The 19,317-nt window shown below is 29.5% G+C and carries 12 protein-coding genes; all 12 read left to right on the top strand.

Going from position 1 to position 19,317, the window contains the following annotated elements:
• The 12 genes from DIC82_17950 to DIC82_17895 all read left to right on the top strand — a co-directional run bounded on the left by DIC82_17950 (position 1) and on the right by DIC82_17895 (position 19,267).
• Positions 1–1,581: a hypothetical protein gene (locus DIC82_17950; GenBank protein AWK52760.1), complete on the top strand. Its 1,581-nt coding sequence runs from the start codon at positions 1–3 to the stop codon at positions 1,579–1,581.
• Positions 1,582–1,706: 125 nt separating this feature from the next.
• A complete protein-coding gene (locus DIC82_17945; protein ID AWK52759.1) occupies positions 1,707–2,468 on the top strand; it encodes a hypothetical protein in 762 nt (253 codons plus the stop codon).
• A gap of 379 nt (positions 2,469–2,847) precedes the next feature.
• Complete coding sequence (locus DIC82_17940) at positions 2,848–3,972, top strand: hypothetical protein (GenBank protein AWK52758.1); 1,125 nt, start codon at positions 2,848–2,850, stop codon at positions 3,970–3,972.
• The gene (locus DIC82_17935; protein ID AWK52757.1) at positions 3,956–5,767 is read left to right on the top strand and encodes a hypothetical protein; all 1,812 of its coding nucleotides are present in this window, start codon (positions 3,956–3,958) and stop codon (positions 5,765–5,767) included. Before DIC82_17940 ends, DIC82_17935 begins: the two co-directional genes overlap by 17 nt.
• A gap of 1 nt (position 5,768) precedes the next feature.
• Entirely contained in the window at positions 5,769–7,604 is a 1,836-nt protein-coding gene (locus DIC82_17930; GenBank protein ID AWK52756.1) for a hypothetical protein, read from the top strand.
• A 16-nt stretch (positions 7,605–7,620) separates the two neighbouring features.
• Positions 7,621–8,019: a hypothetical protein gene (locus DIC82_17925; GenBank protein AWK52755.1), complete on the top strand. Its 399-nt coding sequence runs from the start codon at positions 7,621–7,623 to the stop codon at positions 8,017–8,019.
• A 152-nt stretch (positions 8,020–8,171) separates the two neighbouring features.
• Positions 8,172–9,458 carry a DUF4041 domain-containing protein gene (locus DIC82_17920; GenBank protein AWK52754.1) on the top strand — a complete coding sequence of 429 codons (1,287 nt, stop codon included), beginning with the start codon at positions 8,172–8,174 and terminating at the stop codon, positions 9,456–9,458.
• Between the two features lie 60 nt (positions 9,459–9,518).
• A complete protein-coding gene (locus tag DIC82_17915; GenBank protein AWK52753.1) occupies positions 9,519–10,418 on the top strand; it encodes a 5'-nucleotidase in 900 nt (299 codons plus the stop codon).
• Between the two features lie 603 nt (positions 10,419–11,021).
• Positions 11,022–11,858, top strand: a complete 837-nt coding sequence (locus DIC82_17910) for a hypothetical protein (protein ID AWK53128.1) — start codon at positions 11,022–11,024, stop codon at positions 11,856–11,858.
• 1,016 nt (positions 11,859–12,874) lie between these two features.
• Entirely contained in the window at positions 12,875–13,828 is a 954-nt protein-coding gene (locus tag DIC82_17905; GenBank protein AWK52752.1) for a WYL domain-containing protein, read from the top strand.
• Positions 13,829–13,861: 33 nt separating this feature from the next.
• Positions 13,862–15,886, top strand: coding sequence for a hypothetical protein (locus DIC82_17900; GenBank protein ID AWK52751.1), 2,025 nt, complete (start codon positions 13,862–13,864; stop codon positions 15,884–15,886).
• Positions 15,887–17,167: 1,281 nt separating this feature from the next.
• Positions 17,168–19,267: an ATP-binding protein gene (locus tag DIC82_17895; protein ID AWK53127.1), complete on the top strand. Its 2,100-nt coding sequence runs from the start codon at positions 17,168–17,170 to the stop codon at positions 19,265–19,267.
• The last annotated feature ends 50 nt before the right edge of the window (positions 19,268–19,317 follow it).

Raw genomic sequence — 19,317 nt, 5'->3', positions numbered from 1 at the left:
ATGGATACATATAAAGAGCTTGAGAGAGAGTTGAATTGGATATATGATTCATTAATTGATACAAGCTATTTTAATTTATATGAAAGATCAAATCAATTAAAAGATATTAAGCATAGATATAAGTATAACTATTTTGAGGAAAAGGAAAAAATCAATCAATTAAAAAAAATAGCGCAAATCTGTGACGAGTTGAATAAAATTTACAATCCAAGAAAAATAAGTAAAAATAGAGAAGCCTTTTCTCAAAAATTATTATATTATACAGGTTTAACTAAAAAAGATATAATTGAAAGTATAACTTTTGAAATTTATGCAAATGAAAAGTACAAATTAGAGAGGAACGATAAAACGAAGTATATAAATATTGATGATATAGTAGAAAAAATTATCCCTAAAAGTGAACCAAAACCTTCTGATATTATTGATAAAAAAAAGATACGAAGCGATGAGAAATATGATACTAAGACTAATAATTTATATCCATATTTAAATAGGTTTAGTAACATGTTTATTAGTGAAACAAGAGAAAATATGGTATTTAGTTCATTTTGGGAAAAAATAACTCATTTTGATGATATGGTTAAAAGTAGATATGAAATTAAGAATGAATTTAATAATAATATGTATATAATACCTAATTTTCAAGTTTATCTTTATTATGCGATTGGAAAGTATTATTCCGGAGACATGAATTTATCTTATTATTTTAATGATAAAAGTATGTATTCTGATGGGAAAAATATCTTGAATTATTTTTTTAATAGGCAATTTGAAAAGATAAATTTTAGTGGTGAAAGAGAATCTTCATCATATTATAAACTAATGAAGAAAATAACAGAAATCTGTGATGAAAACGAAAAACATAAAAATATATCTTTTTACATTATTGAAAAAGAATTTAATCCATTAATTATAAATAAATTACTTAAGATAAAAGGGAACTTATACAAGAAAAGTATATATAATCTTATAAGAGAATTAGTTAACAATGATAAAAGTATAAAAAAAGAAATTCAACAACAAATGATACAAAGAATTAATCATAATAAAAATATAATAGACAATTTTATGGGAAATACACTTTATTTTATTGCAGCTATAAATCCTATGACTTTTGCAAATAATAAGATATTTGATACGCTAACATATTTTTTTGAAAATGAATATGACTATAATTTAATTAGTGTGATAATACAAGAATTTTTTCATTTTTATCGATTATTGCTTCAAATTGCATTAAAACTTACAATAGGTAATTTAATAGATAATAAAGAGTTTTTAAGTTTATATATAAATAAAGGCGAAGAAATAATAGATGCATTGGATGAAATTGAGCCTATATTAAGTAAATTAAAAAATGAATTAGATAATATTAAAGTTAATTCAAAAATTATTAATAAAACTAATTATAATATTACTTTTACTAATACATTAGAATATAGATATGCTGCACACAACACAATTAATGTAATTAATAAAAAACAAGATGAAATTGATTTTGAAAGAAAACTTAAAAAACTTGAAATAGATCAAAAAGAGGTGAGCAATATGATGAAGTTATATAGAAAAAATAATATATAAATATATTTTGTAAGAAGAAACGGAAAGAAATATTCCGTTTCTTTTTTTAAATAAAATTAATTATAATTAAATCAAGTTGGAGATAGCGCTACAACAACTAAAAAAAGATGAAGTGAGGAGAAAATATGAAAAAAATAGATATGAGTTTAATAAGCGAATTATGGTGTTTAGATGGAAGAAATGGATACTGTAATAGTGTACAATATATAAGCAATAAATTAATAGGTTCATATGGTCAAAATATATTTGAAGAAGTACAATATAGCTTGTTTTATACAATAGTTGAAAAATTTCAAGTTAATATAATGACTCTTTCACAAATTATAGAGGGATATGTTTTTGGATATAGTCAACTAAAGGTAAACATAAGATCAAGCATAGAAGCATTTTTAGACTTAATAAATATAACAAGAGACGATGCATATTTTCAAGTAATAAAAGTTGGCTGTGGAATTGATTTGACTTTAGAAGAAAGACAAATATATTCAGCATTTATGTCAAAACATGGATTGAATGATGCATTTATATCTTTTGAAACAAAAAATATAATTGCTAAAAGAAATGGAATATTGAATTATTTCCATGAAGATCTTAAAGAATTATATAAGGAATATAGTGAAGCAGCTCATTCAGGTATTTTTGGAAGAACAGTAGAGAAAAACAATGAATTTGAGACTAAAAAAATGATAACAATTAATTTAAGAATATTAAAATATGCAATAATAGAACTTACAAAATATTATAGTAACAAACTAAATCCTCAATCAGAATTTGTATTAGAGAATCAATATATTATTTCAAAATTTAATAGTGAAATTGATCAAGTACTTAATTGTTTAGCAATTAATCCAGTATTTTTTGAAGTTAGTCAACCTATATATTATTAAACGTACTATATCGTATATTGCTAAAGAAAATGAAAAAATATGTGTTTAATACAGGAGGAATATATTATGATACCATGTGAGTATTGCGATAGATTAGTACACACAGATGATATAGAAAGATGCCCAGAATGTTTTAAGGAATTATGTCCAAGATGTTATGATATACATGTAAAAAGATGTTTAAATCCTGATTCTTATGAGGATGAAGAAGAATAATTTAATAAATAGAAAGGTAGTCCTTCAGTTTTTGAAGGGCTATTTTTATATATGTAAAATTATAGATTTTATAAACCTTGATAAATCCAAATTAAAACTCTATAATGTATACATATGAAAAACTTAAAATACCTAAAAATATATTATAAGCACAGGTGATGTAATGTATGTTCAAAAAATAATAACAAAAGACAATAAAACACGTTATCTTCTTCTTGATAATAACTATGAAATCGTAGAGACAGTAAGGAGTTATCTAAAATACTTAGATAGTAAAAGATTATCTTTAAATACACTAAAAAATTATGCATATCATTTGAAATTGTATTTTGAGTATTTAGATGAAATACAAATGACATATGATTCTATAGTTGAGGAAAATAAAGAACTAGATATATTAGCAGGTTTTGTGACTTGGCTTAGTAAGCTTGAGGGAAAAGTTTTATATACTCAGTATTCTGAAAGGCCAGAGAGAAGAACAGCCTCTACAATAAATACAATACTTAGTGCAATTCTATCTTTTTATGAATATCTTTATAGAACAGGAGATGTAAGATCTTTAAATGTATATAAAGATGGAGGATTTTCATCATTTAAAGGATTTTTATATGAGATGGGGACTAGAAGAAAATCATATGCGACCTCAATTTTAAGAATAAAAGACAATGATAAGAAGATTGAAACAATAACAAGAGATGAATTTAAAATCTTAGTTAATAAATGTAAGTACGTAAGAGATAAATTATTACTTTCATTACTGTTTGAAAGTGGTTTGAGGTTAGGGGAAGCTCTTGGACTTAGGAAAAGTGATTTTATTATTTGGGATAATAAAATCAAAGTGGTATCTAGGGAGAATGCAGAAAATTTAGTTAGTGTTAAAAATAAGTCTGAGGGCGAAATAATAATTCCTAAGTATGTAGTGCAACTATATTGCGAATATTTGGCTTATGAATATATAGAAAATAAAAATGAATATATATTTATAAATCTTAAAGGTGAGAACAAAGGAAAAGCTATTAAACCAATAACAATTCAAAAGTTGTTTTATAGATTAAGCCAGGAATGTAACATTAAAGTTACACCTCATAAATTAAGACATTCTCACGCAACTGAACTAATAGAAATTGGGGGATGGGATCCAATTGATGTAAAGGAAAGACTTAGGCATAGGCAGATACAAACAACAATAAATACATATGTGCATCTATCAGATAAGTATAAAAAAGAAAAGTTTAAAGAATTTGAAGAAAAGTTAAAAGGGGATTGGGTAGATGATACCGATAAATAAAATATACAATCTTGTGGGATATTGGAATAATGACTTATGGGATTTGTTTGATTGTGGATTAAATAATATAAAAGGACTCAATTTAAATAGTAAGACATCATACAGATATATTGATTTTTCTAATATAAAAAATGATTATATTAAGAAAGAATTAAAATATTATATATTTAATGTTATGGTGAATTTCAAAGGTGGGTTTTCTAGTTTTAGAGAGCAATATTTGCAAAGTATTAAGTGGTTTATTAAATATTTAGAAATTAGCTGTGAGAATATTAGTTCATTGGAGAATTTAAGTGAGGCAGTTCAAAATAACTATGTAGAATTTTTATGCAATAATAATGTTAATACGGTATATAAAAGCATAATTCATAAGGAACACACATATAGGAATGTAGCTGCAAGATTTCCAAGTAAGATAAAAAAGTATTTTATAGATAAATACAATGAAGTTTATAATAGAAATCCAGATATTTGGTATATAAACGATTTTAATGTGTCTCAACATAGAATAAATTTAAGTGAGAGTTACAAATCAATTAATTTTTATGATATATCAAATATCAGTAATAAAATATATTTAAAAAAATATATAAAATATCTTCTACTAAATACAGAGACCTCAATATCGTTCATTTATGGAAAATGTAGTTGCATAAAAAGATTCTTAAAGTTTTTAGCTGAAAAGAATTTAAGTGATATTAAAAGAGAAGATATAGAAAAATATAAAGAAAAATTACTAAATTCAGAGATTATAAATCAAACATATAATAGAGATTTATTTTCTTTATACGGTTTATTTGAATTTGGAGTAGAAGATGGATTTATAAATTGTAATCATGTATATATAGAATATGATATTATAGATACTTCTTTTAAAATGAAAGGTAAGATTGTAGAACCAAAGGTAATAGAAGAAATATTAAGAAATACGGATAAATTTCCACCGCAATATATGGCTATGTTTTTACTATTGTATTGTTGTGGTATGAGAATAAGTGAAGTTTGTATTTTGAAGGTTGGAAGTGTACAAAAAGATGAAAACAAGTATTATATAAGATTTTATCAGCAGAAAATGAAGAAAGAAGTAGTAAATCCAATTCCAAAAAACTTGTACTATTTTTTGATTGAACACCAAAAAAATGTGATTCAGGAATATGGTGAAGATCAAATATACTTGTTTCCAAGAAAGGATGGATTACCTACAATATCAAATACATATAAGGAAAGTATGAATAAAATAATAACTAATTTAGATATAAGAAATTTAGATGGAAGTGTGTATATGTTTAGAGCTCATGAATATAGGCATACATTTGCAACTAATTTAATAGAAAAAGATGTTCCATTTACTGTTATTCAAAAACTTCTTCATCATAATAGTCCAGAGATGAGCCTTGTTTATACACAACTTAGTGATTCTAGAAAACAAAAAAAGTATGGACAATTTATTGATTTATTGGGAAATAAAACAACTACATTATTTGATAGCAGAGAAGAAAAGCAACAAGTATATGAAGTTCAGTGGTTAAAGAATAATCTTAAAGCTCAAGCACTACCCAATGGCTTTTGTTCTTTACCAGTGTCATTAGGGGATTGTCCTTATGCTAATAAATGTTTAATGTGTGATCATTTTAAGACTACTAAGAATCATTTAAATATATTGAAAAATCAATTGATTAGAACTGAAGTATTGATTGAGATTTTTAAAGAAAAAAATTTAAAAGAGCAATTGGAAATTAATATGGGAATAAAAAAGAATTTACAGAAAATCATTTCTTCTCTAGAGGAGGGTTAGAATGAAGCAAGTAGAAAAAATTTTAAAAACCAATGAACATCTTATATGGCTTGAAGAGGATGAGTATTATAAAAAAGATATTTGGAAATTAGATGAGCATAAATATTATAAGGTACTAACACAGGGGCAAAAAAATAAAATAGTAGGTGCTAAAAGTATTGATTTTACATTATGTAATAATTTAATTATAAGAGAGGAAATAAAAAATGCTTGTGCATATTTAATAGAGTATAAAATTACAAAATTACATTGTATTTTCCATGATAAGTTTATGGTTGATAATCTAAGTAAGTATTTTAACCAAAATGAATATAAGAATATTAGCATTTTAAATCTTGAGCCAGAAGCTATTTTAGAAAATTACGAGAAATTCTTGATTAAGTTAGGAATTGAAACAAGAGCTAATGTAAAAAGAATTAATGGGAATATGGGTATTACTAAATACAATGAAAGAAATAAAACATCTAATTTAATTCAAAGAGTATTTGAAATTAATAAAGCGGCAACTCAACATAAGCTAAAAGAAAATGAAAAGGATGTATGGAATATTAGAAACCTTGATATTAATGTTAATGGATTTAATAGTGCAAGACCAAGATATATAATTAGTTTTAAAAGAATATACCAAGATAAAATAAAAGAAGTTGCTAAAAAATATGAGTATGAAAGACTAAAGTCCCAAAAATATTCTACTATAATAGATGATTTAAAAGGAATAAATTTGTTGTCTAAATTCCTGTATGAAAGATATCCTAAAATTGATAGTCTAGATAAGCTGACTAGAGAAATAGTTTTGGAATTATTAGGCTACATTGAAACTTTAGATATGGTTCATACAACTAAAGGCCAAAGAAAGGGAGTTATTAGAGTTTTTTTAAATTTATCATTGATGTACGGATTTAAATATGCTCCAAATAAGAAGTTAATTAGTAAAAATGATTATGGGAAAAAAGTTACTCAACTACCTAAGCCAATAAGTAGTGAAGTTATACAAAAATTGAATGAGAATTTAAAAGATTTAGATAGTGATATGGCCAGAATGGTTCTAGTTTTACAAAACATAGGAATGAGATCTAATGAATTATGTAGATTAAAAATTGGAGCAGTAAAAAAAGATTTGGATGGAGATTATTTTTTAGAATATTTCCAATCTAAAACAGATAAATTTAATAGGATTCCAATAAATGAGGAAATTGCTGATATTCTTTTGTTACAAGAAAAAGAGGTATTAGAAAAATTTAATAAAACCAAATATATGTTTACTAGGGATGGAGAAAGACCAATTGGGCAAGAAACTATTTCTTATCATATAAATAAGCTAGCTCTAAAGAATGATATAAGAGATGATACAGGAAAGCTTTATAGATTTAAATTACATCATTTTAGGCATACTGTGGCTACAAGATATGTGAATACAGGAATGGATCCTAATATGATAAGAATGATGTTAGGCCATCAAAAGATTAAATCAATAATGAACTATATAGACTTAAGAGATGCTACAGTTGCAATGGAGATGGAAGAGGTACTGAAGGAACAAAATGATATTATAGGAAGTCTAAATGGAGATTATGTTATAGATCCAGTTAATAATATTAATTTAATTAATGGGATTTGCACTAAACGGATAAATGAGAAACCATGTGAATGTATTAATAAATGCTATGAGTGCTCAATGTTTGCTTTTTGTGATAATGACATTGAAAATTTTGAAAAATACATAGATATAATTAATAGCAACATAGCTAATTCAGAAGAAAATGGATTTAAAAGAATGCTTGAAATAAACAAAGTATTAAAAAAGGATATAGAAAAACTAATTCATAAAAGAGAATAATCTAGGAGTAATGATTATGGAGAAAAGTAAAAAGATCGTAGAGTTAACTAAGAGAAAATCTGAAGAGAAAAAAGAGTATGTTCTAGAAATAATTAATAGCATGATTAGAAATAATGATAAAATTACTTTTTATAGTGTTTATAAGAAAGCAGGAGTTTCAAAATCTTTTGTATATAATAATGAAGAGATTAGAAATAGGATTGAGCTTTGCAGAAGTGGAGATCTTGATGTAAGTGAAGTAAAAGATAATAAGGATATTCTTATAGATGAACTTAATAAAGAAGTTGAGTTTTTAAGAATAAAATTGAAAGAATATAATAAGGATGAACTTTGGAAAGTTAAATATGAAAATAAGAAAAGGGAAGCAGATATGCTGAAGGAGAGACTTGAGAGATTGTTTGGGGAAAAATATTAAACAATGAAGAAAATGTATAAAAATGTGCTACTATATATTTATAGGAGCACATTTTTTATACAAGATTTCTGAAAGATGAAAGTTTGGTGGAAATAAAAAAATACTTAATTTGAATTCATAATTCAGATTAATAAATAAAGGAGAAGAATATTATGGGATTAATGGACATATTTAAAGCTAAGGAAAATCAAGAATTAAAGATAGAGATAGAAAAATTAAATACGCTACTAACTCCAGAACAAATTAAGGCTAAAAGTATTTTAGATTATATAGAGGAGTTAGAAGAAAAAAAATCTAATTTAGAAAAAACTCTAATGGAATTACAGGGAGACATAAATACAATTAATAAGGAGATAAATGAAAAACAAAAAAGTTTAATTGTATTAGATGAAGAAATATTAATGCAAGAATTTGGTTTATATAAGCCACTATATGATTTTGCAAATTCTGATGAATATAAAATAAAGTTAGATGAGATTAGAGAAAAGCAAAAGGTATTAATAAAGAATAAAACTGCAGTGAATTTTTTTGATGGATGGGAAGTTGAAGGCAGTAAGGCAAAAGGGAAAAAAATGACTAATGATAATATAAAACAGATACTTAGAACATTTAATAATGAATGTGAAATTGTAATAGATAAAGTTAAATTTAATAATATTGAAAGTATGAGGAAAAGAATAGAAAAGTCCTGTGACAGCTTAAATAAGATAAATGAAATAAGTAGAATAAGTTTAACTAAATCGTTTTTAAATTTAAAGTTGGAAGAATTAAATCTAGCCTATGAATATCAAGTTAAAAAGGAAGAAGAGAAAGAAGAGCAAAAACTTATTCGGGAAGAACTAAGAGAACAAGCTAAATTAAAAAAAGAACTTGAAGAAGCAAGAAAAAATATTGATAAGGATTTTAAACATTTTACAAATGCTTTAGAATCAATAATATTACAATTGGAAAATGATAATATAAGTGAAGATAAAAAGAAAGCCTTATTAGATAAAAAAATAGAAATTGAAAATAAAATTGGAGAGGCAATTGTAAAATTAAAGGATATTGATTATAGACAATCTAATCAAAAAGCAGGATATGTATATATAATATCTAATATAGGTGCTTTTGGCGAGAATGTTTATAAAATAGGAATGACTCGTAGGCTAGAACCTCAAGATAGAATTGATGAGTTAGGTGATGCTTCAGTTCCGTTTAATTTTGATTTACATGCAATGATTTTCTCAGAAGATGCACCGGCATTTGAAAATTCATTACATAAAGCTTTTGAAAAGAAAAAAGTAAATATGATAAATCAAAGAAGAGAATTTTTCAATGTTACTTTAGAAGAAATTGAAGAAGTTGTTAAAGCAAATTTTGATAAGACGGTAGAATTTAAGAAAACTGCAGAAGCAGAGCAATTTAGAGAATCACTTAAAATTAAGGAAGCATTTTAATATTTTAACAAGAGGATAAAACAATTTTCTTAAGAATGATATAAATAGGGGGTAAAATAGATGTCATATAATTTGAAGGATAAGCTAGTAATAGCAATATCTTCAAGAGCAATTTTTGATTTAGAAAAGGAAAATCAAATGTACAATATTGATGGTCTTGAACAGTATTCTAAATACCAAGTGGAAAATGAAGAACAGATTTTAGAAAGAGGAACAGCTTTTCCACTTATAGAAGCTCTACTTAATTTAAATAATAAGTTTGATGAGCCAATAGTAGAGGTAATTGTAATGTCAAGAAATAGTCCGGAGACTGGATTAAGAGTTTTTAATAGTATAAAACATTATAATTTAAATATAGTTAGAGCAGCATTTACTGGAGGAGAAGATATAGCGCGGTATTTAGGAGCATTTGAGGTTGATTTATTTTTATCTAAAAATGAGCATGATGTTCAACAAGCTATTGATAATGGATTTGCAGCTGCATTAATTTATAATATTCCGTATGAATTTAAACCTACAGAGAATGAAATACGTATAGCTTTTGATGCGGATGCAGTTGTATTCTCAGAAGAGTCAGAGAAAATATACCAAGAGAAAGGGTTGGAAGCTTTCTTAGATAATGAAAAGAATAATGCAGAAAAAGTATTGCCAGAAGGACCATTTGGGAAATTACTAAAAACATTATCAAAGATTAAAGATAAGGATAGTTCATTATTGAGAATAGCTATCGTAACAGCAAGAAATAGTCCTGCACATAAACGTGTTATTTTAACCCTTAGACAATGGGGATGTATAGTAGACGAGGCGTTTTTTCTAGGTGGAGTTGCAAAGGATCAAATACTTAAGGCTTTTAATGCACATATATTTTTTGATGATCAAGATACACATGTTGGTCCGGCATCAGAATTAATTCCATCGGGTCGTGTACTATATAAATCAAATTCAAGTATGGATAAATAAATTATATTACTATGCACTTAAGTAAAGCAACAAAAACTGTTCCAGTTTGTGTAAGGTGCCTGTTACCTTACAAAGATTGGAAGCTTGCTGATAATCTTTGTTGCAGCATTTATGTTGGTGTTTAGTAATACTTTTGTAATATAGATATACTGATTTATTTATTAACAAAACAAAGTATTTTTATAATTTTCCAATTCTTTAAATGTTGATTTACATAATCAATGATATATAATTTATATAGTAGTGTTTTATGTAATTATTGTAAAATAATAAGATATATAGTATTATCTAGATATAATCTATAATGAATAATGATAGTATAAAGTACGCAAAAAAATAGGGGGAGTATAAGGTTGAAAGAAATGCTTTCATACCATTTTGTGCCTCAAGAAAGGAATGGATATAATTATGAAAAATAAAACAATCAAAAAGGTGATTGCTAGTTGTTTACTAGGATTAACAATCTTTTCAACTAATTCTATTAAAGCAAATGCAGAATGGAGACAGAATACAAGTGGATGGTGGTATACCGAAGGAACTTCATATGCTACAGGATGGAGAGAAATAGAGGGGAAATGGTATTATTTCTATTCAAGTGGTTATATGGCTTTCAATACAACTATAGATGGATGTGCATTATCTTCTAGTGGCCAATGGATAACTACAAATAATACAGCAGATTCGTTAGAATCAAATCAATTAATAGAAGTATACGGTGGGGATTTATCAGGTACAAGAAAGGCTAATGTTAAGGTAGATATAGGTTTTGGTAACAGAGAATATTATGCTTACACTAATCAATATGGACAATTAGTAAAAGTAACTGCAAAAAAAATTGTTTTACAAGATGATTCAACAGAAGCAGTAAATTCTAAAGGAAGATATTATGATGATGAGGCTAAAGTGCCAGGAGTTGAAAGTGCTTCATTAGATGAAGGACATGCTATAGCAGATTCATTAGGTGGAGTTTCAAATGCTTATAATATTACACCACAAAATAGCACATTAAATAGATCTGGTGATCAAGCTTATATGGAAGATACTATAAGAAAAGCTGGAGGATGTGTAGATTTTACAGCTATAATAACTTATCCTAATACAACTACACAGATACCAAACCACTATAGTTATACTTATACTATAAAGGGTAATGTAATACATGATGAATTTGATAATATAAATCCAGATGAATACAATGTTAATACAGGAGTATACAATAGTGATACCAAAGTAAATAATAGTAATACCAACGTAAATAATAATACAAATGTTACTACTGATAGCAATAATGATTCTGAAAGAACAGTATATTGGACACCAAGCGGAAAATCTTATCACTATGATAAAAATTGTTCCACACTTTCAAGAAGTAAGGTAATCAATAGTGGAACAATTGAAGAATGTGGGAAAACAGATCCATGCGATAAATGTTCTAAATAAATAATTATAATAAAAAAGCAACATACAGGGATGAATTCTTTGTATGTTGCTTTATTTAATTATATTAACTAGACTTGTTTGGTTGACATTAGCAACAAGGATTGGAAGCTTGCTGAAAATCTTTGCTTTGAATTGAAGTATGATTTTGAGGGTGTAGTTGGGTGCTTTATAAGATTTGAATATAATTATCCTAGAAGTAAATAATAATATTATGTAAAAATAATGTAAATATTATAGGAAAAATAAAGGATAATTTGAAAAATTTGCGGTATAATGAGAATAGACTATTTATGAGGAAATAGATAGGCTATTCTTATTATACTTTGAAAAGAAAATAAGAAAGTAGAGTTTTGAGTTACTCATAATGTCTAAAATGGGAAGTTGAAATTATTTATGAAAAATTTGATGAAATTAAGTTAGAAAATTAGAAATAGTAGTCAGTAGTAAAATAAAGAATTATTTGGAAAAAGTATTAGTATTAAATAATTAGTTTGAAAAAGAGGGGGATTGATTACATGGATAATTATTCGGCTGGAGACGGAACTCCATACTGGTATGAATGGTATGTTGGTCTGTTGTATGCAGTTAAGATGATTAATCCGGATAGTAGAATTGCCAATGTAGTTTTACAATCTCGTGAGAGCCATAGTTTAGATGATGTGGTGGTTACTTCAATATTTTAAGTAAACAGAGATAGGGAATGTCTTGAAAAATATAATTGACACATAACAATTAAAGATATTGCTGAAAATGGGTATAACACCAAGGAGAGTGCAGATTTTATGTTCTAAGGGAAAAATTGAAGGAGTAGTTAAATTTGGACGTGATCTAGCAATACCAAAGGATGAAAAAAGCCAGAAGATAGACGAGTTATAACAGGCAATATAAAAATTGGAGAACAAACGAGGAGGATGATGAAAAGTAATATAAAAATTCATCAGAGTGACAGGAAGTGTCCTTCTCACACTGTATAATAAATATTAGAAGTAAGGCAGAGTGTTGACGAGGAGGTGTCTATGAACGATATAAAAAATTATAAAATTGAAAGGGTTCTTAGAATATATACAAAACTCATGAATGGGGATATAGTAAATAAAGCAGAAGAAGCACAGAATTATAGTGTTAACGAACGGAGCATCCAAAGAGATATTGATGATATTAGAAACTTTCTGGAACTTGATTCAGAAAACACTGGCTATATAAACACAGTGATTTACGACCGCATTGATAAGGGGTATCGCCTGGAACAGATATATAAGTTAAAACTGACTAACAGTGAGGTTTTAGCTTTGTGCAAAATTCTGTTGGATAGTCGGGCATTCACCAAAAAAGAAATGATAGAGCTGCTTAATAAACTTATCTCTTGTTGTATTCCCAAGAGTAATCAGAAATTGGTGACAGACCTTATCAGCAACGAAGCGTTTCATTATGTTGAGCCACAGCATAGAACACAGTTTGTTGATAAAATGTGGGAGATAGGACAAGCAATTCGCAATTGTCAGTATATAGAAGTTTATTATTTTAGAATGAAGGATAAGGCTGTTGTAAGAAGGAAGGTAAAACCAGTAGCTATTATGTTTTCTGAATATTACTTTTATCTCACAGCATTCATTGATGATGAGGAGGTGCGGAAAGATTTCGATGTAATAAATGACTCTTTCCCCACCATTTATCGTATTGATCGTATAAAGAAACTGAAGGTGTTAGGTGAAAAATTTCATATTCCTTACAGCAGTAGATTTGAGGAGGGGGAATTTAGAAAGCGGATTCAATTCATGTATGGTGGTAAGCTACAAAAAGTAAAGTTCAACTATTCTGGAACAGATATTGATGCTATACTTGATAAACTTCCAACGGCACAAATTATTTCTGAAGAAGATGGGGTTTATACTATTTGTGCTGAAGTTTTTGGAAAAGGAATTGATATGTGGCTGAGAAGTCAAGGGACGTACATCAAAAAGATAGAATAATATAAATTTTTATTAAAGAAATGGAGGATAATTATGGCTGATGTGAGAGTGGTCATCATATATACAGATGATTTAGAATCAATCTCTGTAGATGGAATTAAGATTAAGGATGTCTCTGCAATTCAGAACAAACCTATACGTGACTGGTTTTATGAATCAAACGGGCGTGATGGTTGGGAAGGTTTGATTGTAGAGATTCAGAAAATTGTGGATGATGACAGAGCTATATTGAATTTTGAATTTCAAGGGCCAAAAGAGAAAAAGCAAGTTTTTGAAGAATACATAGGAAAATTTGGTTTTTCAACGACAGCAGATGGTATGTCACAAGAAGAAATTGCTAAGTTAAATATGGATGAAGCTATAAAGGCAGAACACCGAGGTTTTCATTCAAAGGCATTTCAGTGTTATATCAATGCAGCTGATTTTGGAAAGTCAGCTGAATCTGAGTTTATAGTTGGTAATTATTATTTTAAAAGATATAAAGGTGTTGATAATGGTGTTAATGTAGATGTAAAAACAGCAATTGTTAATGCTGTTGAGTACTATGAAAAAGCTGCTAATCAAGGACATGCTCTTGCACAATATAAATTATACCAGATATTTGTTCAGGGAGATGGGGTAAATAATCAGCCTTTAGAGGCTCTTGAATGGTTGAAAAAAGCAGCGGAGAATAATTACGTCCTTGCACAAATTATTCTTGCCGGCTATTATCAGAACGGAATAATGATTACTCAAAATATTACTAAAGCTATTGAATGGTTCACAAAAGCTGCTGAGCAAGGTGATTCAGAATCGCAACTTGAACTAGGCAATATTTATTCACATAAGAGTACAGAAAATAGCAAGCTAGCATTTATATGGTATCAGCAAGCCGCTAAGCAAAATGAGATTGAATCAATTAATCGTTTAGGTGATTGCTATTTTTCTGGTTATGGAACAACTAAAGATCTAAAAAAAGCAGTAGAAAGTTATTTGCAGGCAGGAATACAGGGGAATTGTGATGCACAGTACTCATTAGCGAGATGCTATGAAGATGGAATGGGAATTATAGCCAATGTAAAAGAAGCATTTAATTGGTACTTAAAGGCTGCAGAACAGGGCATGGTTATGGCACAAACAAAAACAGCATACTACTTTGAAGTAGGAATGGGTGTTCAGCAAAACTTTGAGAAAGCAGTCTTTTGGTATAAAGCAGCAGCAGAACAAGGTGATTTGCAATCTCAGGGAAAAATTGGGGATTTTTATTATAAAGGAGAGCATGTGGATTGCAATTATGTGGAGGCTGTAAAATGGTATCAGAAGGCAGCGGAACAAGGAGAAGATGTATTTCAAGTAAAACTTGCTGATTGTTATTGTAGTGGAACTGGTACAGATATAGACTATGGAGAAGCATTTTATTGGTATTCTGAAGCGGCGAAGAAAAACAATTTAGATGCAGTTTTTCACATAGGTCGATGCTATTATCATGGCTTTGGAGTTGATGTAGATTATAAAAAGACCGTTAAGTGGTATAAAAAAGCATCAGATGAAGGACATGTTAAAGCTTTAAATGGATTAGGTGGTTGTTATCAGATAGGTAAAGGTGTTGATGTAAATTATAAAGATGCATTGGAACTATACAGAAGGGCTGCCGATAAAGGCTATGTCAAAGCTCAATGTAATGTTGCAAGTTTCTATGAAAATGGTAAGGGTGTTGCTCAGAATGTTGATGAGGCTTTTCATTGGTATAAAAAAGCTGCTGATAATGAGGATATGCTAAATAAAGGGCTTATAGGGGATGCTTGCTACAAGATAGCATCAACTTATGAGGCGCAAGTTGACCCTAAGATATTGGGAAGATCTGCGGCAATGCTGGCAGTGTCAATTTTGATTCCAGTCACTAATATTTTTACGATTCCTGCCGCCATTTTGGGGACTTCAGTAGCTAATAGCAAAAAGTATAAGAAGTATCTGAAAACAGATGCTGGTGAGGAAATGGAATATTATTATAAGAGAGGCGCTGGATTGGGCAATAAGGAATGTAATAAACAATATGATAGTCTTAAGAAGTATAAATAAGGATGTGTTCAAATGAGTGAAAATCTTGATATTCGAAACTACAACGAACTTGAAAAAGCAATTGCGTTGGCTCAACATACGGTGTACAAGAGATATCTTCCAGAACTTGGGCAGTACCCATTGGTATCGCCAACTCCAGTATTATTAGATGAGGATGCAGAGAATTGTCTTCGCTTTTTTCAATTGGATGAATTAACTTGTAAAAAGGGCGAGGATATTTTTCAGAAACTGTCAACTGTTTATCATGCGAGTATGTCATTGGGATGTAATCTTGTAGTAATGGTCGATGTTAAAAAAATAGATGCTCCAGCTAGAATTTATATTGGTGTTCGCAATGGTGGTGAGGGTACTGAAGCCAGAACCCAGTTAGGAACTTCATTTAGAACTCTGAAAAATGGAATTAGGAGTAATTTTCCTGGAACAAAATTTCAGGATATACCATCTAAAGAAGATATGCCTAAATTGGTAAATGAAATCTTCGGTGACCAAACAAAGCATATTTCATCTGTCTCTTGTGTGGCATCAGCTAGAGATAAATCTAAAACTGAGAACAAGATATTTATTCAAGGGTTAGAGCGATTTATCGATGCAATGCATGGTAATACTTATACAGCGATTTTTATTGCTGAACCAATTGCAACGTATGAGCAGGTTGCAATCCGAAATGGCTATGAGAATTTGTATAGTACGTTATCATCATTTAATAAGAGTACATGGTCATATAATGAGAATGAAAGTGAAGCTGTTATGCAAAGTCTTAGCAAAGGTGTATCCAAAGCTGTAACTGATGGTACTAGTCATACACAAGCTCATACAGTTAATGTTGGTATGAATATTGGCATAAATTCATCGCAGTCCAATAGCAACACAATTTCACACACAGAAGGTGATGCAAGCACGAAACCTACTGGTGTTTCAAGAGCTGGACAATCAATTTCGGGAATGGCTGGAGTATTTGGACTTGTTGGGAAGATTGTAGTTGCTGCTAATCCAGTTGTAGGTGGAGCTTTGTTGGCTGCAAACGGAATTGCATCTGTTGTTGGTGGAGCAATGCAAGGAGGCTCTACTTCACATTCCACTGCTGATACAATTGCAAACACTATTGGTAAAACATTGGGTATTAATGGCGGACTTAATGCTGGCTATGCAAGAACCACGTCAGATACCACTTTGCATACTGAAACAGATTCAACTAGTGAGACCGAAACAAAAGGTACTACCGAAACAAAAGGTACTGGAAAAACACTTCAAATTGAAAACATCAATAAACCTATAGATGAAATGCTCAAGCGTATTGAAGAACAGCTAAAACGTATTCAAGAGGGTGAAGATTATGGTTCTTATAGCTGTGGAGCATATTTCCTGTCTGGAAAACAAGAAAGCAGCCTTTTAGCGGCTAATACTTATCGAGCACTGATGGTTGGTGAGGGGTCTTCTGTTGAAAGTGGAGCTATTAACTCGTGGAGTGGTATTGATGAGCCGGAAAAAATAATTGCAATGAAACAATATCTAAAAAGATTTGTACACCCAATTTTTGCAATGCCCATTTCAGATACGGTTAATGATGCAAAGGATTTTATAACTTATACTCCGGGTACTAGTGTGAGTGGATTAGAACTTCCATTGCACCTTGGTCTACCGACGAAATCTGTATATGGACTTCCTGTTATTGAACATGCTGAGTTTGGAAGAAATGTAACTGACAAAAGTTCTTTTACATCAGATGATAAAAGAAAGATTGAAATTGGGAAAATTTATAATATGGGACAAATTGAAAATAAGTCGACTGTGGAAATGAATGTGGCAGGCCTTACAGCGCATACATTTATAACTGGTTCTACCGGTTCTGGTAAATCAAACACAATTTATCAGATGCTTAGTAAACTGGATGAGCAAGAGGTTCATTTTCTTGTTGTTGAGCCGGCCAAGGGCGAATACAAGGATAAAAAGGTATTTGGTAGCCGAGCAGATGTGACTGTATATGGAACAAACCGTAAAATTGCAGGGACAGATATGCTACGAATTAATCCATTTAGTTTTCCGGAAAATGTTCATGTGCTTGAACATTTGGATAGATTAGTCGAAATTTTCAATGTTTGCTGGCCGATGTATGCCGCTATGCCAGCAATTCTAAAAGATTCCATTCAGCGTGCATATGAAGTAGCTGGATGGAATGTGGAAACATCTGAAAATAAATATGATAATCGAATTTTCCCGACTTTCTCAGATGTTTATAAGCAAATTAGGAAAGTACTTGATGAGAGTGAATATTCTCAAGATAATAAGGGTGACTATACAGGTTCTCTTGTTACAAGATTGAAATCGCTCACCAATGGTATTAATGGACTTATCTTTACGCCTGATGAAATCTCAGCTACAGCACTGTTTGATACTAATGTTATTGTTGATTTGAGTCGGATTGGTTCAATTGAAACAAAATCACTTATCATGGGGCTTTTGGTTTTGAAACTTCAAGAACATCGTATGAATGCTTTTGCACCAAATCAAAAATTGCATCATATAACGGTGTTAGAAGAAGCACATAATTTATTGAGAAGAACATCAACAGAACAGACTAGCGAGGGGAGTAATCTGTTGGGAAAATCTGTAGAAATGTTGGCAAATTCGATTGCAGAAATGCGTACCTATGGTGAAGGATTTATTATTGCCGATCAGTCTCCTGGATTGCTCGATATGTCCGTGATTCGTAATACCAATACTAAGATTATATTAAGATTGCCTGATTATTCTGACCGTGAGCTTGTTGGACGAGCTGCTGGTCTGAACGATGAACAAATTGTTGAACTTGCAAAACTTGACAATGGTGTGGCAGCAATTAAGCAGAGCGAGTGGCTTGAGGCGGTTTTATGTAAGGTTGATAAGTTTGAGCCAAAAGATAGTAGTCCTGAAAGCTGTGACCACCAAATTTCAGGTAATGCAAATGTGGATACAGCAATGGTAAGCAAATCTCTTCTAGAGTGTATCATGAATAAAGAACTATATCGTAAAGGTGATAGAGTTGACATTCAAAAATTTAAAGAGTTGGTATTAAAATCTAAATTGGATGCAGTAGTAAAATGTGAGTTTATTGACTATATATCTGTAGATGTAGATGAAGCAATTACCTCGTTACGTAAGCTAATATATGAATTTGTCCAAGCAGAAGATGCTATTCGAGCATCTGTCAATTTTAGTGAAGTGAAAGAATGGGCAAACGCTGTAATTGAAAAGCTAAACCCGTCGGTGAGTGGATATAGTAAGCAACAAATGGATTTACTTATGGCACTTATTATATTTGAAAAAGCCGATAGAGATTCAAGCTACAATGCACTTTTGTGTAGGTTTACGGAGATGTATCGAGCAAAAGGAGGTGTTATTTGATGTCTGAAATTGGTAGAGCAATAGAGATGCCTGAGTTTCTTGAACAAAAG

The sequence above is a fragment of the Clostridium beijerinckii genome, from assembly GCA_003129525.1.
Lineage (GTDB): Bacteria > Bacillota > Clostridia > Clostridiales > Clostridiaceae > Clostridium > Clostridium beijerinckii_D.
This window is presented reverse-complemented; position numbering and strand designations above follow the sequence as displayed.

Bases quoted from the DNA above. Each gene is read 5' to 3' on its own strand.
- DIC82_17940 (AWK52758.1), top strand. From the start codon at position 2,848: ATGTATGTTCAAAAAATAATAACAAAAGACAATAAAACACGTTATCTT.
- DIC82_17910 (AWK53128.1), top strand. From the start codon at position 11,022: ATGGCTTTCAATACAACTATAGATGGATGTGCATTATCTTCTAGTGGC.
- DIC82_17950 (AWK52760.1), top strand. From the start codon at position 1: ATGGATACATATAAAGAGCTTGAGAGAGAGTTGAATTGGATATATGAT.
- DIC82_17895 (AWK53127.1), top strand. From the start codon at position 17,168: ATGCTCAAGCGTATTGAAGAACAGCTAAAACGTATTCAAGAGGGTGAA.
- DIC82_17925 (AWK52755.1), top strand. From the start codon at position 7,621: ATGGAGAAAAGTAAAAAGATCGTAGAGTTAACTAAGAGAAAATCTGAA.
- DIC82_17920 (AWK52754.1), top strand. From the start codon at position 8,172: ATGGGATTAATGGACATATTTAAAGCTAAGGAAAATCAAGAATTAAAG.
- DIC82_17900 (AWK52751.1), top strand. From the start codon at position 13,862: ATGGCTGATGTGAGAGTGGTCATCATATATACAGATGATTTAGAATCA.
- DIC82_17915 (AWK52753.1), top strand. From the start codon at position 9,519: ATGTCATATAATTTGAAGGATAAGCTAGTAATAGCAATATCTTCAAGA.
- DIC82_17930 (AWK52756.1), top strand. From the start codon at position 5,769: ATGAAGCAAGTAGAAAAAATTTTAAAAACCAATGAACATCTTATATGG.
- DIC82_17905 (AWK52752.1), top strand. From the start codon at position 12,875: ATGAACGATATAAAAAATTATAAAATTGAAAGGGTTCTTAGAATATAT.
- DIC82_17935 (AWK52757.1), top strand. From the start codon at position 3,956: ATGATACCGATAAATAAAATATACAATCTTGTGGGATATTGGAATAAT.
- DIC82_17945 (AWK52759.1), top strand. From the start codon at position 1,707: ATGAAAAAAATAGATATGAGTTTAATAAGCGAATTATGGTGTTTAGAT.